General features: G+C 69.5%; 21 protein-coding genes and 1 pseudogene. 8 read left to right on the forward strand and 14 right to left on the reverse strand.

Features of this window, described 5'->3' with window-relative positions:
- Positions 1-22: 22 nt before the first annotated feature.
- From ABD378_RS21790 to ABD378_RS21805, 4 genes are all read right to left on the reverse strand, one after another.
- Positions 23-2,437, reverse strand: a complete 2,415-nt coding sequence (locus ABD378_RS21790) for a SpoIIE family protein phosphatase (protein WP_344522671.1) — start codon at positions 2,435-2,437, stop codon at positions 23-25.
- A gap of 238 nt (positions 2,438-2,675) precedes the next feature.
- A complete protein-coding gene (locus tag ABD378_RS21795) occupies positions 2,676-4,007 on the reverse strand; it encodes a phosphatase PAP2 family protein (protein ID WP_386546914.1) in 1,332 nt (443 codons plus the stop codon).
- Positions 4,008-4,189: 182 nt separating this feature from the next.
- Positions 4,190-4,648: an SRPBCC family protein gene (locus tag ABD378_RS21800; protein ID WP_344522673.1), complete on the reverse strand. Its 459-nt coding sequence runs from the start codon at positions 4,646-4,648 to the stop codon at positions 4,190-4,192.
- 75 nt (positions 4,649-4,723) lie between these two features.
- On the reverse strand, positions 4,724-5,848 hold the full coding sequence (locus tag ABD378_RS21805; RefSeq protein WP_344522675.1) for an FAD-dependent oxidoreductase: 1,125 nt from the start codon (positions 5,846-5,848) through the stop codon (positions 4,724-4,726).
- Positions 5,849-5,901: 53 nt separating this feature from the next.
- On the opposite strand from ABD378_RS21805, the gene ABD378_RS21810 reads away from it, so the two are divergent.
- The 5 genes from ABD378_RS21810 to ABD378_RS21830 all read left to right on the forward strand — a co-directional run bounded on the left by ABD378_RS21810 (position 5,902) and on the right by ABD378_RS21830 (position 11,198).
- Positions 5,902-6,594 carry a TetR/AcrR family transcriptional regulator gene (locus tag ABD378_RS21810; protein ID WP_344522677.1) on the forward strand — a complete coding sequence of 231 codons (693 nt, stop codon included), beginning with the start codon at positions 5,902-5,904 and terminating at the stop codon, positions 6,592-6,594.
- 189 nt (positions 6,595-6,783) lie between these two features.
- Entirely contained in the window at positions 6,784-7,719 is a 936-nt protein-coding gene (locus tag ABD378_RS21815) for an endo-beta-N-acetylglucosaminidase H (RefSeq protein ID WP_344522679.1), read from the forward strand.
- 217 nt (positions 7,720-7,936) lie between these two features.
- Positions 7,937-9,250, forward strand: a complete 1,314-nt coding sequence (locus ABD378_RS21820) for a cytochrome P450 (protein WP_344522681.1) — start codon at positions 7,937-7,939, stop codon at positions 9,248-9,250.
- 209 nt (positions 9,251-9,459) lie between these two features.
- On the forward strand, positions 9,460-9,675 hold the full coding sequence (locus ABD378_RS21825) for a DUF6243 family protein (protein ID WP_344522683.1): 216 nt from the start codon (positions 9,460-9,462) through the stop codon (positions 9,673-9,675).
- A 242-nt stretch (positions 9,676-9,917) separates the two neighbouring features.
- Entirely contained in the window at positions 9,918-11,198 is a 1,281-nt protein-coding gene (locus ABD378_RS21830; RefSeq protein WP_344522685.1) for a lipase family protein, read from the forward strand.
- A 192-nt stretch (positions 11,199-11,390) separates the two neighbouring features.
- On the opposite strand, the pseudogene ABD378_RS44210 reads toward ABD378_RS21830, so the two are convergent.
- The 7 genes and pseudogenes from ABD378_RS44210 to ABD378_RS21865 all read right to left on the reverse strand — a co-directional run.
- Positions 11,391-12,281, reverse strand: a pseudogene (locus ABD378_RS44210) (TauD/TfdA family dioxygenase); the annotation flags it as partial.
- 210 nt (positions 12,282-12,491) lie between these two features.
- On the reverse strand, positions 12,492-13,463 hold the full coding sequence (locus tag ABD378_RS21840) for a fumarylacetoacetate hydrolase family protein (RefSeq protein ID WP_344522689.1): 972 nt from the start codon (positions 13,461-13,463) through the stop codon (positions 12,492-12,494).
- A gap of 91 nt (positions 13,464-13,554) precedes the next feature.
- The gene (locus tag ABD378_RS21845) at positions 13,555-14,493 is read right to left on the reverse strand and encodes a VOC family protein (RefSeq protein WP_344522691.1); all 939 of its coding nucleotides are present in this window, start codon (positions 14,491-14,493) and stop codon (positions 13,555-13,557) included.
- Between the two features lie 5 nt (positions 14,494-14,498).
- Positions 14,499-15,503: an amidohydrolase family protein gene (locus ABD378_RS21850; protein ID WP_344522693.1), complete on the reverse strand. Its 1,005-nt coding sequence runs from the start codon at positions 15,501-15,503 to the stop codon at positions 14,499-14,501.
- Positions 15,500-16,636 carry an FAD-dependent oxidoreductase gene (locus ABD378_RS21855; protein WP_344522695.1) on the reverse strand — a complete coding sequence of 379 codons (1,137 nt, stop codon included), beginning with the start codon at positions 16,634-16,636 and terminating at the stop codon, positions 15,500-15,502. The genes ABD378_RS21850 and ABD378_RS21855 overlap by 4 nt, the downstream gene beginning before the upstream one ends.
- Positions 16,637-16,671: 35 nt before the next feature.
- On the reverse strand, positions 16,672-17,628 hold the full coding sequence (locus ABD378_RS21860; RefSeq protein WP_344522940.1) for a cyclase family protein: 957 nt from the start codon (positions 17,626-17,628) through the stop codon (positions 16,672-16,674).
- Positions 17,629-17,639: 11 nt separating this feature from the next.
- A complete protein-coding gene (locus tag ABD378_RS21865) occupies positions 17,640-18,653 on the reverse strand; it encodes a fumarylacetoacetate hydrolase family protein (protein WP_344522697.1) in 1,014 nt (337 codons plus the stop codon).
- Positions 18,654-18,792: 139 nt separating this feature from the next.
- On the opposite strand from ABD378_RS21865, the gene ABD378_RS21870 reads away from it, so the two are divergent.
- Complete coding sequence (locus tag ABD378_RS21870; RefSeq protein ID WP_344522942.1) at positions 18,793-19,710, forward strand: LysR family transcriptional regulator; 918 nt, start codon at positions 18,793-18,795, stop codon at positions 19,708-19,710.
- Between the two features lie 51 nt (positions 19,711-19,761).
- On the opposite strand, the gene ABD378_RS21875 is transcribed toward ABD378_RS21870, so the two are convergent.
- The 3 genes from ABD378_RS21875 to ABD378_RS21885 form a co-directional block, all read right to left on the reverse strand.
- On the reverse strand, positions 19,762-21,429 hold the full coding sequence (locus ABD378_RS21875; RefSeq protein ID WP_344522699.1) for a radical SAM protein: 1,668 nt from the start codon (positions 21,427-21,429) through the stop codon (positions 19,762-19,764).
- An 88-nt stretch (positions 21,430-21,517) separates the two neighbouring features.
- Complete coding sequence (locus tag ABD378_RS21880) at positions 21,518-22,201, reverse strand: hypothetical protein (protein ID WP_344522701.1); 684 nt, start codon at positions 22,199-22,201, stop codon at positions 21,518-21,520.
- A gap of 233 nt (positions 22,202-22,434) precedes the next feature.
- Positions 22,435-22,980 carry an EF-hand domain-containing protein gene (locus ABD378_RS21885; RefSeq protein WP_344522703.1) on the reverse strand — a complete coding sequence of 182 codons (546 nt, stop codon included), beginning with the start codon at positions 22,978-22,980 and terminating at the stop codon, positions 22,435-22,437.
- 226 nt (positions 22,981-23,206) lie between these two features.
- On the opposite strand from ABD378_RS21885, the gene ABD378_RS21890 reads away from it, so the two are divergent.
- Positions 23,207-24,178: a phosphotriesterase family protein gene (locus ABD378_RS21890; RefSeq protein ID WP_344522705.1), complete on the forward strand. Its 972-nt coding sequence runs from the start codon at positions 23,207-23,209 to the stop codon at positions 24,176-24,178.
- The gene (gene alr, locus ABD378_RS21895; protein WP_344522707.1) at positions 24,179-25,300 is read left to right on the forward strand and encodes an alanine racemase; all 1,122 of its coding nucleotides are present in this window, start codon (positions 24,179-24,181) and stop codon (positions 25,298-25,300) included.
- Positions 25,301-25,354: the final 54 nt, after the last annotated feature.

Below are 25,354 nucleotides of genomic sequence, written 5' to 3' on the forward strand. Positions count from 1 at the left end.
ACGTCACCCGGACGGACCCGTCTCATCCCGTCTTGGGAAAGGCCTGTTCGGTCCAGATGGTCTTGCCGGAGCGGGTGTAGCGCGTCCCCCACCTCTGGACGAGTTGCGCGACGATGAACAGGCCTCGCCCGCCTTCGTCGTCCTCGCCGCTGTGGCGCAGATGCGGTGAGGTGTGGCCCCGGTCCGCCACCTCGCACAGGAGGGTGCGGTCGCGGATGAGGCGTACTTGGATCGGGCCTTCGGCGTACCTGACCGCGTTGGTCACCAGCTCGCTGACGACGAGCTCGGTCGCGAACGACAGCTCCTCGAGGCCCCAGTGGTGCAGCTGTTGGGTGGCCAGGTCCCGGGCATGGCCCGCGGCGACCGGTTCTGCGGGCAGTTCCCACTCGATGACCTGCGAAGCGTCGAGTTCGCGGGTACGGATGAGCAGCAGGGCGGTGTCGTCGGCAATCGAGCCGCCCGGCAGCAGCTCCGCCACCGCCCGGTCGCACAGTTCTTCGAGTGACGCCTGCCGGTCGCTGAGTACCCGGCCCAGGATGTCGAGACCGTGATCGATGTCGCGGTCGCGGGCCTCGACCAGGCCGTCCGTGAAAAGAGCCAGCAGGCTGCCCACCGGCAGCTCGATGTCCAGCGACTCGAACGGCAGGCCGCCGAGGCCGAGCGGCGGCCCGGCCGGCAGGTCCGGGAAGGTCAGCCGGCCGTCCGGGTCGACGAGCGCCGGAGGCAGGTGCCCTGCCCTGGCCATGACGCAGCGCCGCGAGACCGGGTCGTAGACCGCGTAGAGACAGGTCGCTCCGGTGGTCACGTCGGCGTAGGTGCCGTCGGGCGTTCCCAGCTCGCTCCGCTGTTCCTCCGCCGACTGCGCCACCAGATCGTCGAGCCGCGAAAGCAGCTCGACGGGATCCATGTCCATCTGGGCGAACGCCCGTACGGTCGTACGCAGCCGGCCCATGGTGGCGGCCGCCTGCAGTCCGTGGCCGACCACGTCCCCGACCACGAGTCCGACCCGGGTCCCGGACAGCGGGATGACGTCGAACCAGTCACCGCCGACCCCTGTCACGTCGTCCGTGGGCAGGTAGCGGTAGGCCAGGTCGACCGCTGACTGCTCCGGTACGTGCTGTGGCAGCAACTGGCGCTGGAGGGCAAGGGATGCGGTGCGCTCACGGGTGAAGCGGCGGGCGTTGTCGATGGACACGGCAGTACGGGCCACCAACTCGACGGCCAGCGCCACTTCGCCGCTGTCGAAGGTGGCCGAACGGGTGCGGCGAACGAAGGTGACGAGCCCCAGCGTGCTGTTCCCGGCCCGCAGCGGCACGACCAGGACCGTGTCGTCGTGCACGAGCCCGCCCGATGAGAGACAACGGTCCTGCGGTGAACCGGGCGGGTACTCCACGGGTGAGTGGTCCACCGGGGGAGGGGGAGGAGAGCAGGTCGGCTGCCCCGGCCCCTCCTGGTCGGCGTCATCGGCCGAGCAGCGGGCGACCCGGACCAGAGACATCGCCGCCGAACCGCTGGTGGCCGGAACCTCGCCTTCCAGTACCGCCCTGGCGAGGTCGACCGTGACCGTGGCGGCGAACTCCGGCACCGCCACCTCGGTGATCTTCTCGGCGGTGGCCAGCACATCGAGCGCGGTTCCGATCCCGCGGCCCGCCTCGACGAGCAGGGCAAGGCGCCGCTGGGCCCTGAAGCGATCGGAGATGTCGAACGCGTCCTCGCACACGCCGAACACGTGTCCGTCGGCGTCCTGGAGCCGGTAGTAGGCACAGGACCAGAGGTGGTCCGTTTCGGGGTCGCTGGGCGGTCGGCCCTGGAAGTGCAGGTCCAGAAAGGGTTGCCCGGTGTCCAGGACGTGACGCATGACCGCGTCGAGCGTGGGCGGGTGCCCCTTGGACACGAATCTTCCCTCGGAGTACAGCTCATCCGGGCGAGAGCCACGGAACTCGGCGAACGGCCGCCCCATCTCCTGTTCGTACGCCGCGTTGCACCAGGCCAGGTGCAGGTCGGTGTCGTAGATGGCCAGGCCGACGGGTGACTGGGTGGCCAGCCCGTGCAGGAGGGCCTGCCGGGATTCCCACAGCCGTAGATCCTTCAGTTCCGTCGCGACGAGGACGCGCGACGCCGTGCCGGCGCCCGGCAGAGGGCACACGGCGGTGCCGACAATGAGTTCACGCCCGTCGCGATGCCGCGCGACACGGATCTCGTTTCCCTGGAACCCGGGAGGCAGCGGGAGCGGGAGAACAGAGGGCGTCGGGCCGGGCGCCAGGAACGTGGCCATGGGCCGGCCGACGATCTCCTGCGGCCGGTAACCGAGGAGCCGCTCCGCCGCGGGGCTCCATCCGATGACCGTGTCCTGGGCGTCGACGACCGCCGTGGCCGCCCTGGTGACGTCGAGGGGGCCACGGAAGTCAGCCTTCTGCTCCGCGTTCCATGCAGTCATGGCGCCACATCAGCCCCGTTCATCCCCTACAGAATCCGCCGTCTCCGGGGCAGGCACAACCGCGGTGCACCCACTGAACGTGGCACGGCCGGGCAAAGACCGACCTGCCTCCCGTCCCCGGCGCTGCCGTTCCCACGCCCGGGGCGTTGACCGGCGCTGATGAAGAAAACTGGCTGTGACTGGTCCGGAAGGGCTGGTCAGGAGTGGTCTTTCACCAGTGGTGACGGCCCACAGAGACTCAGATCGGTTCGGGTTGTGGTTTCGGTTGGAGTGCTGGCGCGGCCTTCGGTTCCCACAGCCTGGTGGTCCGTACGTAGCCGTAGATCACTGAGGCCAGCGCCAGAATGAGAAGTGGTCCGAACACCCGAGGGTGCGCGGCCATGTCCATCGGCAGATAGCGGTACGACACCAGGAGCACGGCGAAGACCGTCGTGCCGTAGGCGACCAGCTGAACGCCCTGCCGGTCCCAGCCGCGGTCGAACGCGCGCAGAGCCGCCTCGACCGTGAGCGTGAACACCACGCCGGCAATGAGATCCACGCCGTAGTGGTAACCGAAGCCCAGCGTCGCGCCGAGCGTGGCGGTCAGCCAGAACGTCCCCGCGAATCGCAGGATGCGCGGGCCCTTGCGGGAGTGGATGAAGATCGCGGTGGCCCACGCCGTGTGCAGGCTGGGCATGCAGTTGCGAGGAGTGATCCCGTCGTACGTCACCGGGTGCGGGACGCTGATCGGCGGCGGTGTGTCCGGCCACAGGTCGGCCACCGCCCACTGCACGCCGCCGGTGCCCGAGGTGCCCGGGCCGTAGGCGAAGATCGGTCCGACCACCGGGAAGATCATGTAGATGGCCGGGCCGAGGAGGCCGATCACCAGGAAGGTGCGCACCAGGTGGTGGCGCGGAAAGCGGCGCTCGGACGCCACGTTGCGCAGCTGGTACAGGGCGACGGCGACCGCCGCCACCGCGAGCTGGGCGTAGACAAGGTCGAGAACATGGGTGCCGATCGGTGCCGTGGCCTCAAGTATCCGGCCCGCAAGCCACGACGGGTTGCCCAGTGCGTGGTCGGCGACTGCCACGTACGGGTCGAACACGGTCGGGCGGGTCTTCGCCGTGATGAGCAGCCACGTATCACCGGTCTTGCGGCCGGTCACAAGGAGCAGGCCAAGGCCGACGCCCTTCAGCAGCAGGACACGTTCCTGGCCGGTACGGCGTGTGATCGCGACGACCGCACAGCCCAGCATCGCCCACAACGCGCCGTTGCCGAAGAACTGACCCTCCGGCACCTCGGCGTCGACCGCCCATCGCACCAGTATGAAGACGACGTCGACGCCGATCGCGACGCCGGCCGCGATGAACCGTTGCCGCCAAGTCAGCACCACCATCATCAACGCCAGGCCGCCGTACAGCGGACCCGGCTTGGGCGCGAACACCACCTCGCGCGCCTGGTTGGTGATCGGTCCCGGTACGCCGCCGTAGCGACGCGCGGCGATCTCCAGCGCGACGAGGAATCCGATGGCCACCACACATGCCGTGGCCCACAGGATCACCCGTGGTTGACGCCATGCAGTGAACTTGATCTTGCGGCCTGTTCGTGAGAGCGCCCGCGAGACTATAGGTATCAATTATTTGACCGTTTTGTTAGGTGGTGTTCGTATAGATGCCCCTTCATGCCGCATGGCGTGGTTTTCCGGTGAAGGAAGGGTGATGGGGCCTTGCGAGGCTGATCATGCCATCGGAGCGGTGCGGGTGGCTGCGCCGGTCACGCCGACGCCTCCGCGCACTCCTTCACGTGCACGTTGCGCGCCTCGATGAGCTTGTGCATGTAGCGGGCGAGCGCCACCGCCTCGACGCCCGTTCCCAACAGGCCGAACGGCGCCGCGAATTCGATCACGTCACGCATCACCGTGCCCCCGCGCCCGTCCGGTGCGAAGTGGTGCGTGTGGTGCCACCGCTTGAACGGCCCGGCCACCTGCTCGTCCACGAATCTTCCGGGCCGCTCGTACGCGCTGATGCGTGAGGTCATCCGCCACCGCACACCGAAGTGCCGGGCCTCCCACGTCACCGTGTCACCGAGCGTCATACGTCCGGCGCGGACGCCGCCGACGATCCGCTCCCCGGAGCCGGCCATGGACGCGGTGTGCAGATCCACGTCCAGCGACAGGTCGAAGACGGTCGCCGGAGACGCGGCGATGAGCGTGACGGTCTCGAAACACTTCATGCCGGGATGCTCGCACGCGCGGTTTCAGCGTTGCGATCCTGGGCGGCGACCGCTGAGCGGTCTCGCGTTTGGCGGTCAGGATGGCTGGACTTGGTCGAAGAGGGCGAGGGCTTCGGCGGGGTCCGGGCTCACGAGGCGTTCCAGACCGGCCGTCGTGATCTTCGCCCACTTGCCGGCCCGTGCCCACATCTGTTCCTCGAAGGCGCGGACGGTCTCGTCCAGGTCTCCGGGGCCGGTGGCGATGGACTCGGCGAGTTCGGCGCCTTCCAGCATCGCGAGGTTCGCGCCCGCACCCAAGGGGGGCATCAGATGGGCGGCGTCGCCCAGTAGCGTCACCCCGCAGGCGTGGGTCCAGGTGTGGGACACGGGCAGGACGTAGAGGGGGCGGTGGACGAAAGCGGTGCAGTGGCGGAGGAGGTCGAGGACGGGAGCGGCCCAGCCGTCGAACAGAGCCAGCAGACTCGACCGCACGGCCTCGACGTCGGCCAGGTCCAGGCCCAGGTTCGTGTGCCAGTCCAGCGGCGCGCGGAACTGGGCGTACACCTTGACGTGGCCGCCGCTGTTGCGCTGGGCGACGAGAGCTCGGTTCACGCCGTACGCAGCCACGGAACCGTCGCCGATCAGCCGGGCGAGGTCAGGGTGGCGGGTGTCGACGTCGTCCAGGGAGGTCTCGACCAAGATGACGCCGGTGTACTGCGGCGTCACCGACGAGACCGCCGGGCGGACCCGGGACCAGGCGCCGTCCGCGCCGACCACGAGGTCGAACGTCTCCTGTCGCCCGTCCGCGAAATGGACCAGCACGCCGTCCCGGGCCCCCGGCTCCACCTGCGTCACGCCCCGCCCCCACCGGACGTCGAGAGGGCCGAGCAGCAGGTCACGGAGTTGCCCGCGGTCGATCTCGGGATTGGCCCGGTCATCCGGACGGGGTTGCCAGTCGCGCAGGACGGTCCCGGCCGGGTCCAGGATGCGCATGGCCTGCCCCTCGGGACGAGACAGCGCCTGGAACTCCGCAAGGAGACCCGCCTTGTCCAGCGCGAGCTGGCCCAGCCCTTCGTGCAGGTCAAGCGTGCCGCCCGCGGGACGGGCGTCGCGGGCGGGATCGCGTTCGAGGACGGTGACAGGGTGACCATGACGCTGCAGGACGCGGGCGAAGGTAAGCCCGGCAGGGCCGCTCCCGACCACGGCGATACGATGTCTCATATCGATACACTGTATTTCCTCATTACGATGCATCGCAACAGTGCGGAGTGACCATGACTGTGTGGGACCGGCCGGAGCCGCCGACTCGCCCCGTGCCCCTCGACCGGGAGCGGATCGTCGCCGCCGCCATCGCGCTGGCCGACGAGGGCGGTCTTGAGGCGGTGTCGTTGCGCAAGGTCGCCGCCCGGCTGAACGCCGGCCCGATGCGGCTGTACGGATACATCTCCACCAAGGAGGAGCTGTTCGACCTCATGGTGGACGAGGTCCAGGCCGAGATCCTCCCCGCTGAGCAGCCCGGTGACTGGCGGGAGGCGCTGCGCGTCCTCGCCCACCGCACCAGGCAGGCCGCTCTCCGTCACGAATGGCTGGCCGACCTGCTCGGCGGCCGCCCGACCCTGGGCCCGAACGGCCTCGCCGTGGCCGAGGCCACGCTGGCCGCACTCGACGGCGTCGCCGACATCGACACCGTCATGCGCGCCGTGGAGACCGTCAGCGCCTATTTCACCGGCGCGATCAGGCGCGAGATCGCGAACCTGCGGGCCGAGCGCGCCACGGGCCTGTCCAAGCGCGACTGGCAGCGCGCCTCCGGCCCGCATGTGACGAGAATGTTGGCCACGGGCCGCTTCCCGGCGCTGACCAAGGCCGTGTACGACGGCACGGACGTGGACGCCGAGACATCCTTCGCGACCGGCCTGGACTGGGTCCTCGACGCCGTGGCCGCCAAACTCACCCCGCCGCACGCGTGAGGCTCAGCTCGTGCTCGGGCCACCCGACGGCAGGTCAGGCGTCGGGCTGCGGCGTGAGGTGCGTAGGAGTCGTAACGAGTTTGCGCATGATTCTTGGGATTCGGTCACGGGACAGGAAAACTCGGAGGGCTCACTCGGCGCTTTCGAACAGGTCGGGCGCCGACCCATGCGATGGGAGACCGATCAACGATGTTCACTCTGGTACGGAGCAGGGTGCGGACGGCCGCGCTCGCGCTCTCGGCCGTGGCGGCCCTCACCTTCGGCACGACCGCCATGACCGGCGCGGCAGCGGCCCCTGCCTCCGCTCCGACTCCCGCTCCCGCGAAACAGGGACCGACCTCGGTGGCGTACGTCGAGGTGAACAACAACAGCATGCTGAACGTCGGCAAGTACACCCTCGCCAACGGCGGTGACAACGTCTTCGACGTCGCCGTGATCTTCGCGGCGAACATCAACTACGACACGGGCAAGAAGAAGGCGTATCTGCACTTCAACGAAAACGTGCAGCGCGTCCTCGACAACGCCGCCACGGAGATAAAGCCGTTGCAGCAGAAGGGCATCAAGGTCGTCCTCTCGGTGCTCGGCAACCACCAGGGCGCGGGCTTCGCCAACTTCCCCTCCCAGCAAGCGGCTTCGGCGTTCGCGAAAGAGATGTCGGACACCGTGACCAAGTACGGCCTCGACGGCATCGACTTCGACGACGAGTACGCCGAATACGGCAACAACGGCACCGGCCAGCCCAACGCCAGCTCGTTCGTGCACCTGGTGACGGCGCTGCGCGCGAACATGCCGGACAAGATCATCAGTCTCTACAACATCGGCCCGGCCGCGTCGCGCCTCTCCTACGGCGGTGTCGACGTCTCGTCCAAGTTCGACTACGCCTGGAACCCGTACTACGGCACCTGGCAGGTCCCCGGCATCGCACTGCCCAAGTCGAAGCTGTCGCCGGCGGCCGTCGAGATCGGCGGGACCTCGCAGGGCACGGCCGCCGACCTCGCCCGCCGCACCGTCAGCGAGGGGTACGGCGTCTATCTGACGTACAACCTCGACGGCACCGACCGCAGCGCCGATGTCTCCGCGTTCACCAGGGAGTTGTACGGCAGTGACGCCGTCTACACGCCATAGGGCGACCGCACGCCCCAGTGCGCGGTGCTCCCTCGGGGCTAGCCGCATCCCGTAGGGCCGCGATCCGTGCAAGCCGCGCCTTCGACAACGATGTCGGGGGCGCGGTGCGGGCCGACCTGCCCGACCACCGCGACACCGGTCCGGCAGGCTGATACAAGGGCGAGTCGAGGGCCCTCGGACAGACCCGAGGGCGGGACTTACGACAGGAGGCCCCGTTGTGCGCATCCCCGGACCCGAGCACCAGGAGGACGGCGGGCTGAGCGCCATCGCGGCCGCGGGCGGGCTGCACCGGCACCAGTTACGCCTGCATGAGGCGTACGGGCCCGTCGTGCGCTTCCAACTGCCGGGCGCGGGCACGGCCGTGTCGGTCGCCGACCCCGTGCTTCTGGAGGCCACGGCGCACATCGACAAGCGGCCCGAGGAGCTGTTCGCGTTCCTGGACCCGCTGTGCGAGGCGGGCAACCTGCAAGTGCTGCCCGCCGACGAGCACACACCTTGGCGCCGACTACTGCTCTCGGTGCTGGCCGGACGGCCCGCTCACGAGCGGCACTTCGCGCGCTTCACCGAGCTGGCGCGAGAGCTCGCGGACCGCTGGGCCGGGCAGGCCGACGGCGAACCCGTCGAGCTGCAAAAGGAGTTGACCGCGCTGTCGCTCCGTATGATCTGCGGGTTCGCGCTCGGGGGCGCGGAAACCGACACGGACCGTGTCGTCGCCGCGTTCGAGGAGGTGCTCACCGAACACCTCGGGCGGCTGTACCAGGTGCCGCGGGCGGACCCGCGCTCGGCGGAGCGGGCCGATGCGGCCCTCGCATATCTGCGCGCGACGGTCGACCGCGTGGTGGCGGCGCACCGCTCGGAAGGCCGCACCGACCGCAGCGACCTGATCGGGGCGCTCGTCGAGGCCGGTCAGAGCCCGGCGCGGATCCGGGACACCGTGATGGTGACGCTGCTCGCCGCCCACCACACCACGGGCGTCGCCGTCTCGTGGACGCTGCACCTGCTGGGCCGCCACCCTGACGTGGCCGATCGCCTCACCGCCGAACTGGACCAGGTGCTGGGCGAGCGGGCCACGCCCGAATACGGTGATCTGCGGCGGCTCACGTATCTGGACATGGTGCTCAAGGAGTCGATGCGCCTGTTCCCGCCCGGTCCGTACGGCGCGCGCGAGACGACCGAGGACCTGGTCCTGGGCCCGTACGAGATCCCGGCCGGGACGACGGTTTTCTATCCGTTCTGGGCGGTGCACCTGAACCCTGAGCATTGGCCGGAGCCGGAGCGGTTCGACCCCGAGCGGTTCACGCCGCAGGAGGTGGCCAAGCGGCCGCGGCTCGCGTACGTCCCCTTCGGGATCGGGCCACGCAGCTGCGAGGGTGCCGCTTTGGCCACGGTCGAGGCCCAGGTTGTCCTTGCCGTTCTCCTCAAGCGCCTGCGCTTTCGGCCCGCGGTGGGGCACGAAGTGATTCCGGTGGAACGTTTCGTGCTGTGGGCACGGGACGGAATCCGGATGACGGTGGGGCCGCGGGGGCTCTAGGGCGCTTCTCATGAAGCCCGGCCGACACCGGGACGGCGAAAACTTGGTGTGCGGGGCCGACGGAACGAGGTAATGTCTTGGCCATGTTCTTCCAGACGCTGATTTACGAGTGAGAGCGTGATGGGCCCCCGCTGACGCCCTGCGACGTCGCCGCGCCCGTCCCCCACCGATGAATCCGTAGATCACTTCACATCATTCCGGGAGAACCCGTGAGCAAGAACATCAACAACCCCGTGGGCCAGGGCGGCGGCCAGCGCAAGAAGCTGTCCCGCGCCGAACGGCAGAACAACGGTCCGTACCGCAACCTCGACCGCCAGGGTGCCGCCGACCAGAAGGCGGAGCTGGTGCGCAAGATGCGCGAGAAGGCAGGCGCAGGCGCAGCCGAGGGCGCCGGGCAGACGAGCGACGACACCGCACAGAGCTGACGCACCGCCGCCGCAGGGCGGCACCGCACGGGGCAGGGCCCGGACCGCGCGTGGCGGTCCGGGCCCTGCTGCCGTAAAGGGGCCTGCGCCCTTTCCCGACGGCGTGACCGCGTCGATTCGTCGCCTCGGACCCTGCACATCTATGGCCGTATTACTGACGGGTCAGTACGGTGCTGCCCAACCCCCCTTGCCCACAGGAGAGTTGGGAGTGCTGCATGATGTCATCCTTACGCAGACGACCGGTGGCCGCGGGTACCGTCCTCGCGGTAGCGGTGCTCGGTCTCCCCGGGTCCGCCGCCGCGCAGAGCGCGAACGCGCCGGGCGGCGCCCCAGAGGCGACCCCCTCGGCCCGATCCGCGGCGCAGACCGCCGGGGAGGCTCCCGGAGCCGCGAAGCACAAGAAGGGCAATCACCACCCGGGCAAGACCAGGAAGAGCCCGAAGAAGAAGACCGACCCTGGCAAGATCATCAGCTCGAAGACGTCCTCGTTCCAGTACACCCCGGGCGTACCGACCCCCACCAAAGCTTGGAAGATCACCTACCGGTCGACTTCCGCCGACGGACGGCCCAACGTGGTCTCCGGCACCGTGATCGTTCCCGACGACGGCAGGGCCACCCCCCGCCCGCTGATCACGTACGCCGTCGGCACGGTCGGCCTCGGCGACAAGTGCGCGCCGTCCGCCGGATTCCCGGGCGGCACGACGGCCGAGGCGCCGCTCGTCAACGCCGCGCTGGTACGTGGCTACGCCGTCGTCGTCACCGACTATGAAGGCCTCGGTACCCCTGGTGACCACACCTACATGGTCGCCAAGGCTCAGGGCAGCGCCGTCCTCGACGCGGCACGTGCGGCCCAGCGGCATCCGGATGCGGCGAAGTACGGTGTCTCCGCGGCTGCGCCCGTCGGGATCATGGGCTACTCCCAGGGTGGCGGCGCCAGCGCGAAGGCCGCCGAGATGGCCGCGACCTACGCTCCCGAGTTGAAGGTCAAGGGAACGGCGAGCGGCGGCGTCCCCGCCGATCTCACCAAGGTCGCCGACTCACTGGAGGGCGGGGACAGTGCCGGCTATCTGCTGATGTCCGCCGTCGGCCAGAACGCCGCCCACCCGGCCCTGGCGCTCAACAAGTACCTCAACAAGGAGGGCCGCAAGCTCGCCGAAGTGGTGCGGAAGGAGTGCGTCGGTACGGTCCTGGAGGCAGGGCGCGGCAAGACGATCGAGGACGTCACCACGTCCAACCCGCTGGACCGGCCGGACTGGCAGCGGGCCATCGCCAAGCAGCTGATCGGAACCAAGCGGCCGTCGGCACCGACGTTCGTGTACCACGGGGACGCGGACGAGACGATCCCCTACGCGATCGGGCAGAAGCTGCGGGCCGACTGGTGCGCGAAGGGCAACGCGGTGGAGTGGAAGTCCTTCCCTGGGCAGTCCCATGTGGGGACGGCGATTCAGGGCAATGGCCCGGCACTTGAATGGCTGGGACGACGCTTCGCCGACGAGCCCACGTCGGGCAACTGCGGTACCTGAGGCAAGGGCCCGGACGCGCCCCTCCGCCGCCGTCCACGGACGGTGGCGGAGGGGCGCCGATGTCTGTCGGCGGCCTACTCGGGCGGAGGCATTCGATAGTGAGGGGCTTCGCGGTGGAAACGGGCTCGGGCCTCCGGCCTCGAACCGCCTGGTGATCCGGTAGGGCTCGGAGCGGAGATGGCGCAGGAATGCGTGGTAGGCGCCGTAGAAGTCGCCGGCCTGCGTGGGTGGGAGGTGCCAGGTCCAGACGTGCGAGTGGCCGAAGTGCAGTGCCTGCACGCGGCCGTCGGGGCCAACAGTGATGACGGGGCGGCGCAGGCGGTACAGGTAGCGGTGGCTTGAGTAGAGCTGCTCGAACTCCACGGGCGTATCGGTGAGCAGGGCGAACCAGGATGGGTGCGCGGTCCGGAAGTCCTCGGCGGCTTTGAAGCCGTCGAGGAAGAAGAACTCGCCTCCCGTCGCCTGGTTCTCGACGAAGCAGCAGAACTCCAGCAGCGGGCCGACCGTCCGGTAGGGGTAGTCGGTGTGGGCGGTCAGGGTGAGGGCCATCTCGGACAGGTCCTCGGCTTCCGGCACCGCGCGCACGTCGGCGTATCTGCCGTATTCGGTGTGGTGGACGGGATCGAACTCCTCGAGCAGCCGCTCCAGTTCGGGCACGGTGGTGTCGCGCAGCAGGGCGAAACCATGGGTGAACAGGTCATCGGTCCAGGGGCCGAGTCCGGCGTGGCAGTCCACCGCTTGGTGCCGGCGCATGCCCGCTGCGCCGGGCGTTGTGCTGTCCCAGAGTGTTTCCTTGCCGAACTGTTCGCTGTCGCTGCGGTCCCAGGCGTGGTCGAGCAGCCAGTCGACCCGGTACGTGCTTCGGTGCCCCGGGTCTTCACGCCAGGTGATGTGCAGCAGACGGCCGTCCGGGCTGAGGGCGGCCGTCCGGGCGACGGGCAGTTCCTGCGGCCCCAGACTGAGGTCTGCGGTCTTCTGGAAGGAGCCCGGGTGCCGACAGTCTCCGCAGGGGCAGCTGAAGCGCAGCCAGGGGAGCGCGAATGGCGTCTCGTCGAGGGTGATGATGCCGCTGTCGTGAGTCATCAACGTCACGCCTCCCCTCTTTCCGCGTGCCGGTGCGCGCCAACCCTCCGTCCTTCGCGGCGCACCGGCACGGAACCCAGAAGTACCCGGCGGGACCTGGACTTTGCTGGGTTTCAGCCACAATTCCGCAGGCCTCGTGGGAGGTGAGCTTGCTCCCCGAGGCGAGCGGCGGGGGGGGGACTGCCACCTTGCCCAGCAGGCGCCTCGGATTCACGGACGCTCCCGGCTGCGACGGCGTCCCGCCGGGAGCGCGACCGGGTCCGCACCGGCGACGACGGTGTTGGAGAGGGTGCCGATGCCTTCGACGGTGAGGGTGACGGTGTCGCCGGGCTTGAGGGGCGGCGGGGTCTGTTCGCCGCGCAGGCCCCACAGTTCGGCGAGGCAGCCGCCGTTGCCGCAGGTGCCGGAGCCGAGGACGTCGCCGGGGACGACGCGGGTGCCGCGTGAGGCGTAGGCGACCATCTCCTCGAAGGTCCAGCTCATGTTGGACAGCAGGTCCTTGCCGATCACCTGACCGTTGACCTCGGCGGTCAGGGCGAGGCGCAGGAAGCCTTCGCCGTCGCGGTACGGGTCGAGTTCGTCGGCGGTGACGAGACAAGGGCCGAGGGTGGTGGCGGTGTCCTTGCCCTTGCAGGGGCCGAGGCCCACCTTCATCTCGGCGGACTGGAGGTCCCGGGCCGACCAGTCGTTGAAGACCGTGTAGCCGATGATGTGGTCGCGAGCCTGCTCGGGGGTGAGGTCGCGGCCCTCGCGGCCGATGACGGCGGCGACTTCGAGCTCGTAGTCGAGGACGGCCGAGCCGGGCGGCATCGGGATGGCGTCGTCGGGCCCGTAGATCGCGTGCGGGTTGGTGAAGTAGAAGGTGGGCGCGGCGTACCACTGGCCGGGGATGCCACTGACACCGTCCACCGAACGGCGCACGCCCTCCACGTGCTCCTCGAATGCGACGAAGTCCCGTACGGAGGACGGCTGGAGCGGAGGCAGCAGCCGCACCTGGGAGACGTGCGGACCGGACGGCACGTCGAGCGCGGCGGCACCGGCGTCGAGAAGGCCGGCCAGGCCGCCGCCGGAACGGATCAACTCGGCGAGCGACACGACGCCGGGCAGCGGGTAGAGGGTGCCGTCCTCCTCGACGACGGCGACGCGGGTGCGGTGCTGGTATGCGTAGGTGGCGAATCGCATGGGGACTCCTGGCGAGACGGCACCGGGGGCGCGGCGGGTGAGCCAGGGCAGGCATGGACAGGGCCACCGCGCCCCCGGAACTCGGGTGGGATCAGACCGGCGGGGCGACGAACACGCCGCGGTCGACGTCGTTGAACGACTCCTTGGCGACGAGCTCGTTCATCGGGTTGGCGGTGCCCCACTGGTCGGTGACCTCGGGCTGCGAGAAGTCGTAGACGTGCGGGTGCCAGGTGTCCTCGTCGAGCATCTCCAACTCCGTCGTGTATTCAACGGTGTTGCCGTGCGGGTCGAGGAAGTAGGTGAAGGTGTTGTCGCCCGCCATGTGCCGGCCGGGACCCCAGATCTTCTGGTACCCGGAGCGCATCACCCGGCCGGAGCCGCGCATGTACTCGTCGATGCCGCGCATCTCGAAGGAGACGTGGTGCAGGGCGGTGTGCGGGCCCTGGGCGATGGCCATGGAGTGGTGCTGGTTGCTGATGCGCATGAAGTGCATGACCTCGCCCATGTGGGGCGAGCTCAGCGTGTCGGACAGGGCGAAGCCGAGGTGGCGCTCGTACCACTGCCTGGTCCGGTTCAGATCGGGGGAGTTGAGGACGACGTGGGAGAGCTTGACCGGGATGGCCTCCTTCTCCTCGATCTTGCGGTGCTGCCGCACCCCGACATCGGCCGAGACCTCGATGGTGCGCCCGTCGACGTCGAAGAAGCGGAAGCCGTACCCGCCGCCGGGCGTGTCCACCTTTCCAGGCTGCGAGATCAACCGCACGTCGCCGGTGAGGAGTTGCTCGGCGAGTGTGTCGACGTCGGTGGGGGACGCGGCTCCGTAGGAGACGAGGTCGAGGCGCTTCTCGTCGGCCTTGCGCAGTCGCACGACGTACTGCTCCGGGCTGCCCTCGGCGGCGAGGAACGAGATGTCGGAGTCCTCGGCGACCTTGGTCAGGCCCCAGACGCCGGAGTAGAAGTCGAGCTGCTTGTCGTAGTCGGGCACGGCCAGGTCGACGTGCCGCAGGTGGGTGAGCAGACGTCCGTTCATGGGGATCAGTCCTTCCGGAGGAGGGTGGCCGCGTTGCCGCCGCGCACCGCGTCGAAGTCGGCGTCGGACAGGCGTGCGGCGCGCAGCGCGCCGAGCGGGTCATCGACTCCCATGTCGAAGGGGAAGTCGGAACCGAGCAGCACCCGGTCCGCCCCGGCCGCCCGCACCAACTCCCGCAGTACGTACGGGTCGTGGACGAGTGAGTCGAAGTAGAGGCGCTTGAGGTAGCTGCTTGGCAGGTGGGCACAGCCGGACCCGGCGTCGGAGCGGGTCGTCCAGGCGTGGTCGGAGCGGCCGATGTGGGTGGGGAGGTAGCCGCCGCCGTGTGCCGCGATGATCTTCAGGCCGGGATGGCGGTCCAGGACGCCGGAGAAGATCAGGTGGGAGAGGGCGACGGCGTTCTCGGCGGGTTGGCCGACGGTGTTGGACAGGTACCACTGGTCGAGGCGCTCGTCGAGGGTGCAGCCGAAGGGGTGCAGGAAGATGATCGCGCCACTCTCATCGGCCCGAGCCCACAGCGGTTCGTACGCCGGATCGGAGATCTCCCGACCGGGAGCGTGGCTGGAGATCTCGACCCCCGACAGCCCTTGCTCCAGAGCGTGTTCAAGCGCCCGCACGGCGGCTTCTGGATGTTGGAGCGGTACGAGGCCGAGACCGCGCAGCCGGTCGGGCGCGGCCGAACAGTGCGCGGCGGTGGCCTCGTTGGCGAGCCGGTACACCTTCTCGGCCGTCTCCTCGTCCGCCCAGTAGTGGTAGTGCGAGGGGGAGGGGCTGACCAGCTGGACGTCCACGCCCTGGGCGTCCATCGCCGCGAGGCGGACCGCCGGATCGGTGAGGCGCGGGATGCGTTCGCCGACCATCGGGCCGTTGACCTGCAGCGCGGCCGGGCCGTTGCGACGCGCGTCCAGGGCCTTCGCATCGGCAAGGCCCGGCAGCCCGTCGACCAGCGCCTCGATCTCGGGCAGCAGGACGTGGGCGTGCACGTCGACGGTGGGCGGTGTCGTCGTCACGGCAGCTCCCGCAGCGTGGTCATGGTGCGGCCCATCAGGCCCGGGACGTCGGCGTCGCGCACACCGTCCAGCTGCCACCGGCCGATCTGGACGGAGGCTTCGACGACGGGGCGCACGCGCGAGACGCGCCGCTCGTAGTACGCCTGGAGGAGCGCGTCGTCCCAGGCGTCGGTGGCGGACAGCATCTGGGTGAGCACCCAGGCGTCCTCCATGGACAGCGCCGCGCCCTGGGCGAGGGTGGGCGGGCAGCAGTGGGCCGCGTCGCCGACGAGGACGACCCGGCCGCGGTGCCAGGAACCTTCGACCAGCAGCCGGTCGAACCATGTGTAGTTGACCTGCTCAGGGTCGGTGATCTGCGCGGTGATCTCCGGCCAGAACCCGCCGTAGTGCCGTGCCAGGGACCGCATCTCGTCCGCGTAGGTCTCCGTGGGTATGGAGGCGCGGTCGCGGTTGGCCTCGACGACGTACGCGTACAGGGTGCTGTCGCTGGTGGGGCAGTAGCCGGCGATGTAGGCGGGGCCGCCGTAGGCGAGGTCGGTGCGGGTCACTCCGGCCGGGCGGGGCGCGGCGACGCGCCAGATGGCCATGCCGGTGGGCTCGGGCTTGTCCGTGATGCCGATGGCCGCGCGGGTGGTGGAGCCCAGGCCGTCGGCGGCGATCACCAGGTCGTAGCGGGATTCGGTGCCGTCGGTGAAGCGGGCGGTGACGCCGGCCCCGTCGGCGGACTGGTCCAGCGACGTCGCTCGGACGCCGAGCCGGACGGTGGCGCCACTGGCGCGGACCGCGTCGATCAGGATGCGCTGGAGCTTGGGGCGCTGCATGCCGACGGTGGCGGGCAGGTCGTCGCCGCCCGTGCGCAGGTCTTCCGCGACGTGCAGGACGGTGCCGTCCGGGGCGGTGATGCCGACCGCGCCAAAGCCGTGACCGGACTTCTCCACCTGCTCCCACACGCCGAGTTCGCGCAGCACGCGAAGGGCGTTGCCCTGGAGCGTGATGCCGGAGCCTGCGGTGGCGTTCCAGTCGTCCTTCGCCTCGATCAGATCGACCGCGATCCCGGCGCGACGCAGCAGGATCGTCGCGGCGTTGCCGGCTGCGCCACCGCCGATGACGAGGACCGTGCGGGGTGTGCTCATACGGGAACTCCTTTGTCCCTCAAGGAGGTTGAGGACTACTTGACGGCGATCGGGCTGACGGGCGAGCCGACGGCTCCGGTGATGGGCAGGGGAGCGGCGGTGAGCCAGAACTCGTACACGCCGTCGGCCGCGCAGTCGGCGGCGAGCGCGTCCAGGTCCCACATCTCGCCGATCAGCAGGCCCATGTTGGGGATCGCGACCTGGTGCAGTGGCTGGAAGGCGTGCTCGAACTCGTTGGGGCGGACCTCGAAGCCCCAGGTGTCGGTGGTGATCGCGGCGATCTCGGCGCGGTGCAGCCAGCCGGCCGACGTGAACGAGAGGCCGGGGGCCGGGCCTCCGGCGTACTCGCCCCAGCCCTCACGGCGGGCCCGCGCGAGCCGTCCGGTGCGCACCAGCACGATGTCGCCACGGCCGACCGTCACACCGTGCGCCGCGGCGGTCGCGGTCAGATGCTCCTCGGTGATCGCGAAGCCGTCGGGCAGTTCGCCGCCCTCGCCGACCACTTGGCCCACGTCGAGGAGGACGCCGCGCCCGGCCACGTACGGGGCCATGTGCTCGATGCCGGTGACGAGGTCACCGTCGGAGGTGACGACCTGCTCGGCGGGGCGGCCGTTCCACGCCTTGCCGTGGTCGAAGATGTGGCCGAGGCCGTCCCACTGCGTGGAGCACTGCAACGGCATCGCGATGACATCGTCGGCGCCGCCGAGCCCGTGCGGGAAGCCCTGGTTGCCGAGGGCGGCGTCGGTTCCGGTGTCGAGCATCGTGTGCACCGGATTGGTGCGCCGCCGCCAGCCCTTCTGCGGCCCGTCCATGTCGAACCGCTGCGAGAGGGAGAAGCTGATGCCCCGGCGCACGAGCGCGGCGCCCTCGCGGCGCTTGGCCTCGTCCAGGAAGTTGAGGGTGCCGAGCCGGTCGTCCTCGCCCCAACGCCCCCAGTTCGAGTACGCCTTGGCGGCCTCGGCGATCGAGCCCTCGGGGTCGTTCCGTTGCAAGGACTCGGTGGTCACGATGCCGCCTCCGCCACACATGGGGTGCGCTGTGCACCGAGGCCGGTGATCGCGGCGTCCATCACGTCGCCGTCGCGCAGCAGCCGCCCCCAGTGCATGCCGTTCCCGGCAGGCGATCCCGTCAACACCAGGTCACCGGGCAGGAGTTGGGCGGTCTGGGACGCGTAGGACACCATGCGGGCGACGTTGAAGATCATGTCCTTGGTGGACTCGTCCTGCATGGTCTCGCCGTTCAGCTTCAGGACCAGCCGCAGATCGTCGGGGTCGGCGATCGACTCGGCGGGCACGACCCAGGGGCCGAGAGGGGTGAAGCCGGGGGCGTTCTTGCTGCGCAGCCAGTCCGTGCCGATCTGCGGCATGTCGCGGCGGAACACGGTGGCGCGGTCGGTGAGGTCGTTGGCGATCGTGTACCCGGCGACGTGCTCCAGGGCCTCATCGACGGACACCTTGTGTGTGGGGCGGCCGATGACGGCGGCCAGCTCCAGTTCCCAGTCCGGCTTCTCGGCCCAGGCGGGCAGCACGACATCGTCGTAGGGGCCGGTGATCGCACTCGGCAGGCCGATGAACACGTACGGCAGGTCCTCGGCCGCCCGCCGGTCCATGATCTCCGCCGCCTCCGCGCGCCGCTCGTCCTCGGGCCGGTCGTCCCCCGGAGCCTTGTGGGCGACGTGCAGATCGATGACGTGCTGCCGGTAGTTGGCGCCGGACTGGAACACCTGGCGCGGCTCGACCGGCGCGTGCACCTGGAACTCCGCCAACGGCAGTCGCTCCACGGCACTGTTGCCGGCCAGGGACCGCAGCCGTGGCAGCACCGCCGGCCAGTCCTCCAGGAGACGGCGGACGGTCAACCGCTCGTCGCCGAGGGCGTCGCGCAGATCGACGACGCGCTCCTCGTGGGTGACCAGCGCGGGGAACGCCGGGCCGTCCGAGGCCGAGAGCGTCGCGAGGGCGAAGGGGCCCGCGAAGGGCGCGGATGAGGGCGCGGATGAGGGAGCGGGTTTCACGGACATGTCCTCCTGATTTGCGGTGGGACTAATCTGGACCCGCCACCAGCGATCAGGGAAATAGATTGTATGGATGCCAGTCATCCACGAGAAGGATGTCCGCTGGTCAGCGACGCCTAACACGCCGTACAGCAAGGGAAAGCCCGTGAATCTGGCCCGCCTGGACCTCAACCTCGTCGTCGCCCTGCGCGCCCTCCTCGAGGAGCGCAACGTCACCCGTGCCGGGCAGCGCGTCGGACTGAGTCAGCCCGCCATGAGCGCCGCGCTCTCCCGGCTGCGCCGTCACTTCGACGACGACCTGCTCGCCCGCGTCGGCGGCCACTACGAGCTCACCGCCCTCGGGCAGGTCCTCCTCGACCGCACCTCCACCGCCTATGACGTCCTCGAACGGCTCTTCTCCAGCCAGGCCGAGTTCGACCCGGCCGTGGAGAGCCGTGAGTTCAAGCTGGTGGCCTCCGATTACGCCGTCTCCGTCTTCGGCGCCGAACTCGCCCGCGTCGTCCACGAAGAGGCCCCCGGGATCCGGCTGCGCTTCGCGCAAACCCCGCCCACCGTGGTCGACGACACCGCCACCTTGCTCAGCACCGTCGACGGACTGCTCATGCCGCACGGCGTCATCAGCGACTTCCCCGCCACCGACCTCTACGACGACCGGTGGATCTTCGTGGTCGCCGACGACCACCCCACCGTCACGGACCGGCTCACCCGGCAGGACTTGGCGGACCTGCCGTGGGTCACCTACCAGCGGACCTACGACGCGCCGGCCGTGCGCCAGCTCGGGATGCTCGGGGTGGAGCCGCGCGTGGAGGTGTCCGTCGACAGCTTCCAGCTGCTGCCGCTGCTGGTGGCCGGCACCCGGCGCATCGCCATGGTCCAGGCCCGGCTCGCCCGGCTGCTGGCGCCTATCGCCCCGGTGCGGGTCGTGGAACCTCCCTACGAGGCGGTTTCCTTGCAGGAGGCCCTGTGGTGGCATCCGGTGCACACGCACGACGCCGCCCACATCTGGCTGCGGGATACGGCGGCGCGGGTCGGCGCGAGGCTGTCTCCGCAGCACGGCGGATGAACCCGGACACCGCCCCGTACCTCCGCTCTGACCGTCAGACCGGACGCTCCATCACAGCTCGGCACAGATGTCGTTCAGCAGGCGTCGCTCCCGTTCTTCCTCATGGTCCTTCCCGCCCAGCATGTAGCCGCCGAACTTCATATGGTTTCCCTGCTTGCCGAGGGTGATGACGCCCCGCCCGACCTCGGCGATGGCTGCCTCCACGTCGGCGAGCTCCACCTCGGTGTTCAGGCGCACATACCGCTCTGTCAGCCGCCGCGCGGGGATGATCTCGCCGTGCACGGCGCGCACCGTCGGGTCCGAGCGGTAGGAGTCGTAGTACATCCGCGAGCCGGGGATCACACCGGGGGAGGACACGGAGATGGTGGTGATGCAGTCGCGGTATGTCTCGGCCAGCGCAAGCCAGTGGTCGACCTCGGTGCGCAGCATCTTCAGCGTCGTGCCGGGCAGGCCCATGATGCCGGAGATGTAGAGCCTGTAGTCCAGCCGCTGTGCCAGGTCCAAAGCCTCCGTCACGCGCTCCGGTCCTTTGTTGATGCCCTTGGAGTCGCCGCGCAGCAGCTTGGGATTGAACGCTTCCAGGCCGACATTCCAGGTGCGGATGAAGCCTTGGCACAGCTCGGCGGACTGCAGGAACTCGTAGACGAGCCCGTAGGCGAGCATGAACCGGCGGTCGCGGAGCACTGGCGAGCCGGCGCATGCCTCGGCCAGTTCGTCGAGGTAGCTGATCTCTCCCGACCATTGCTCGCGGGAGAAGCCGAAGGTGGAATCGCCGGCCGCGTAGACGTTGGCGCCGAGGCGGCCTACGACGGTCTCCAGCACAGGGACGATGTTTTGTGGGGTGGTGGTCTTGGGGGTGAGGCCCTGGATGGAGCAGTGCCGGCAGCGCCGGCTGGCTCTGCTTCCCCAGGTGCAGCCGCCGTCCAGTGGCATCGTGACCATTCGCCTCAGCTCGTAGTGCTGGGCGTACCAGAGGTCGAAGGCCTTGTCGTAGTGGTTTGCCAGCTGATCCTCGATCAGCCGGTAGTCGGGCAGCATGCGGCGGTCCAGGGGATAGCTGGAGGCGCTCTGATTCACCACCTGCCCCCCGTTGGCGCGGTAGGCGAGAGACGGCACTCGCGTCAGATCCAATTGTCCCTGCAGGGCATACAGCAGGCCCATCATGGTGAACGGACCGTTGTTGCCGGTGGAGATGTAGTCGACGACGCGGCTGCCGTAGGTGCCGGTGAGGATTTCCCGGTGCAGGATTCCGGCATGGTCGTTGCCGAACACCACGACGGCGTCCGGGTTCACCCGCTTGATCTCGGCGGCCACGATGAAGGCCCACAGCGCGGTGGCCGTGTAGGCGGTGAAAGCGGCCACCTCCGGCGGATCCGCCGCGATCATGGCCCGTACCTCGGGCCACTGCACGTGACTCATGTCGATGTAGCGCGCGCCGACGCCGGGGAAGCAGCGATGCTGGTAGGTCATCATTTCCACAAGGGCCGCATGCGGGTAGACACAGCTCTCATTGCGGTACCTTTCCTGCCCGTCCACCCCTTCAACTTCGGCACCGCCGCCGGAAGCGCCCCCGCGGTGCGCCGAAGTCAAAGGCAGAGCGAAGTACCAGACCGAGCGCAGCCGGCGCTCTGGACGGCGTGCGGAGGGCAGCGGCAGCGCCCATTGGTACCGTCCGTCGATCCCCACGGCTTCCTCGGAGGGACGCAGACTCATCTCCACGGACGACCTCCCGATGGCGCGAACCCATCCTGGATCTCCCACCCTGCGACACCGCGCAGCTCCGCTGCACGCCTGCCTGGGGTGAGGGTCAAGGCAGCACTGGGATGGCTTCGTCAAGCAGGTCGGTGACGAATTTTCGCAGGTTACCGGTGCGGACGGGGCTGACGCCGTGGATGACTTGCGATCCGTAGGCGACGGCGGTGCCTGCCCGGGCGTCGGTGGTCCAGCGGGTACGGCGAGCCCCCTCGAGCCACGCGGGAACGCCATCATGCGGGTGGGCGTCCGGCTCCGGGGCGTGGGGCAGACGATGTGTCAGGGGGGTGTGGGGCAGGAACCCCTCGGTTTCGCCGACATTCTCGCCGGACCAGATGCCGGGGCTGGAGGAGGTCTCGATGTAGAAGTCGCCGCCTGCCTCGGCGCCGTCGAGTACGACGCCGATTCGGCCGAGGCGGCGCGGGGCCATTGCGGGTTCGGGGATGCCGTCGAGATGAGTGGGAACCTCCTGGCCTGGGCTGAGTTCGGTGTAGGACCAGGGAGCCGCAGCCGCAATGGACGGCATTGTGCGGCGGATCGCGGGCAGGGCCCGGCGGGTGGCGTCCTGGAGGATGTCCTGGGCCGCGGGCGGGGCGAGAAGGATCTCGGCCTGGTGACGAGGCTGCCAACCGCTCTCGTCGAGGGCGACGCGCATGATCTTGCGGAGCTGGCCAAGCTCACTGTCCGTCAGAAAGCCTTCGGCGGTGTGTAATGCCAGAGTTTCACTGATGTGAATCATGGTGCTCCCTCACAGCTGAACCGTTGAGACGGGGTGTGTTTCTACGCTCGTGGACGCGGCGAGGGCGGTCCAGACAGAGGCGGGGGGCGCCTGGAGGCACGGAGCCAGTGGGCGTGCGCCGGGTCCCGGACGAAGGCTCGCTGTGCTCGTGAAGGCCGCAGGACAGTCCGACAGTCCGCCCCCAGGAAACGCAGCGGAGACATGGCGGAGGCCGCGTGCGCCGCTCGGAGTCTTCAGGCCCGCGCACCCATGATGAGCGCGCCCGGCATGTCCTCCTCGTCGCTGATGTAGAAGTCGACCACGGCACGCTGCCACTCCTCGACGTCCAGACGGCCATCGCCGTTCCGGTCGAGTCGCTCAAATGCCTGCCGGGAGTCCGCCTCGGGCATCCCGGACACGCTCTGCGAGCGCAGGAACTCCTCCAGGCTGACGCTGCCGTCCCCGTCACTGTCGACCAGGGCGACGTGCGCCTCGACTGACGGCCCCACGAGATCACCGATGGTGCCGAGCTCACGCGCGCGCAGCAGGGCGCCCACGAATGCCTCCTGGTCCAGCCGGTCGCCGTCCTGGACTCCTGCGTGCTTGGCCAACCCCAGCCAGAACGCCGCCGCCCCCTCCCGTACCGCTGCGGCCCGGGGCGTCGCTGCCGGTTCAGCCAGCCCCTCGAGCAGTCGCTGGGCCCGCACCTCGACATCCCCTCGGTCGACGTAGCCGTCGCCTCCGGAGTCAAGGATGTGGAATCGACGGACATACTTGGCGCGAAGACCGGACTCATTCATACCGAACGGCCCCTTTCGGGTGGGGGTTCATGGACGTGACCGGCAGCGTAGGCACGCCCGGCCTGCCGAGGAGGACACGCCACACCCCCGTCCGAGTGGCCAACTGGCCGCCGTAACTCACAGACCCGCCCCCCCTGGCCTTGGAGAGGCTGAGGGCGGCGTGTCTGGGCAAGTGGTCACCGGATGGATGTCAAGATCATCTTTGGGAGATCCAAGGAGGCGGTCGATGGCACTGCGGACAGCACAGACACCCCCGGTGATGACGGTGCTCGGACCGGTTCCGGCGGCCACGCTGGGCATGACGCTGATGCACGAGCACGTCTTCATCGACCTCGCCCGCGTCACCGGCGACAAGACGCAGAAGTTGTTCGAACTTCCCCTCGCGGTGAAGGAACTCGCCGACTTCACCGCCGCCGGTGGCGCCACGGTCGTAGATGTCACCAACCGCAACCTCGGCCGCCAGCCGGACCGCTTGGTGGAGGTGGCTCAAGCGACCGGGTTGAACATCGTCATGGGCTGCGGCTGGTACCGGGAGCCGTACTTCGACGACGAGGTGTGGACACATCCCACCAGCCGCTTGGCCGAGGACATCGTCGCCGAGATCACCGAGGGGATCGGCGCCGGCCGGACCAGGCCCGGCATCATCGGAGAGATCGGCTCCCACCGCGACTACATCTCCCCAGTGGAGGAGAAATCCTTCCGTGCGGCCGCCCGCGCGCACCTGCAGACCGGCCTGACGATCACCACTCACGCCTCTCAGGGCCGCGTGGGCCTGGCCCAGCTCGACCTCCTCACCGAGGAAGGCGCCGACCCTTCACGGATCATCATCGGCCACTGCGACCAGTACCCCGACGCCGAGTACCACGACCTCCTCGCCCGGCGCGGGGCGTGGGTGCAGTTCGACCTGATCCACCACAAGAACGCCTGGGAGAGCGAGAAGGCCGTACGCAATGTGTGCGAGTTCCTCGCCCGCGGCCATCTCAATCGGCTCCTGCTCTCACACGACGTATGCAAGCGGGCCCACCTCAAAGCCTACGGCGGCGTCGGCTACGCCTACATCCCCACCGAATTCGCCGCCCAACTCAAAGCCGCAGGCGTCACCGAGGAAGAACTCCACACACTCCTTGTCACCAACCCCAGCACCGCGCTCACCGGCCACCCGGCGCCCAGCGCATGCCGTGCGACGAGCCCCCTCTGAGTGACCGGTGAAGGAGCCGTATTCCGGCCCCGTCTGCAAAGACACTCCGAAAGCGAGGCGGCAGATGAAGGCGTGCGGCGAGGCAACGCCTACGGTCATGGGCTGCTGCCGTGTGCCAAGACGTTCCGACGCGCGGGCGTGCCGTGGCTGGCCACCGCCCATCCCTCGGACGCCCTGTCCCTGCGTCAGGCAGGTGATACCGGTCGGTTGCTGGCTTGGCTGTGGGCGCCTGGTGATCCGTTCGAGGAAGCCGTGGCAGCCGATGTCGACATCTCGGTGAGTGATCTCCATCAGTTGTCGGAGGTGGTAGGCGCTGCGCGGCGCGTCGGGCGCCCGGCGCGGGTGCACTTGGAGTTCGACACCGGGATGGCCCGGGGCGGTAGTGCGCGCGGCCAGTGGGGGGCGTTGGCCGATGCCATGGTCCGTGCCCGGGCCGCGGGATCGGTGGTGGTGGCCGGGTTGTGGTCGCACCTGGCCATGGCTCACGCACCGGATCATCCCTCGGTCGCGGAGCAGTGCGCGCAGTTCTCGCGGGCTCTGGCGCTCACGGCCGGCGTGGGTATCCAGGGAGCGGTTCGCCATCTGGCGGCCTCGGCGGCGAACGCCGCCTTGCCCGATACCCGGCTCGACGCCGTCCGGACGGGCTCGGCCCTTTACGGTCTGTCTTCTTCGCATCTGCGGTTCGCCCCGCCGCACTGCGCCACACGCGGCGCGCTGACGTTCCGCTCACGTCTGTGTGGGGTCAAGCAGCTTCCCGCGGGCGGTGCTGTGGGGTACGGCCTCACCTATCGCTCCGGGACCAGGACGACGCTCGGACTGGTGCCGGTGGGCTACGCCGACGGACTGCCCTGGCGAGCGTCAAATGGCGCGGAAGTCTGGGCCGCGGGGCGCCGGCGGCCCGTCGTTGGTGCGATCTCCATGGATCAACTGGTCATCGACCTGCATGGCGACCATCCGCCGTCCGGGAGCGACGTCATCGTCTTCGGGCCCGGCACCCAGGGTGAGCCCACCCTCGGCGAGTGGGCACAGGCCGCCGGCACCACCCCCTACGAGCTCATCTGCCAGATCAGCCCAAGCCTCCCGCGTCACCACACCCCGCCGCTGCCCGCGGTCAGTCGCTAGACCAGCCTGCGCCCCCCCGTGGCGACGTAGGCCACGGGAATCCTGCGACCGGGC

This window comes from Streptomyces rectiviolaceus, assembly GCF_039533825.1.
Taxonomy (GTDB): Bacteria; Actinomycetota; Actinomycetes; order Streptomycetales; family Streptomycetaceae; genus Streptomyces; species Streptomyces rectiviolaceus.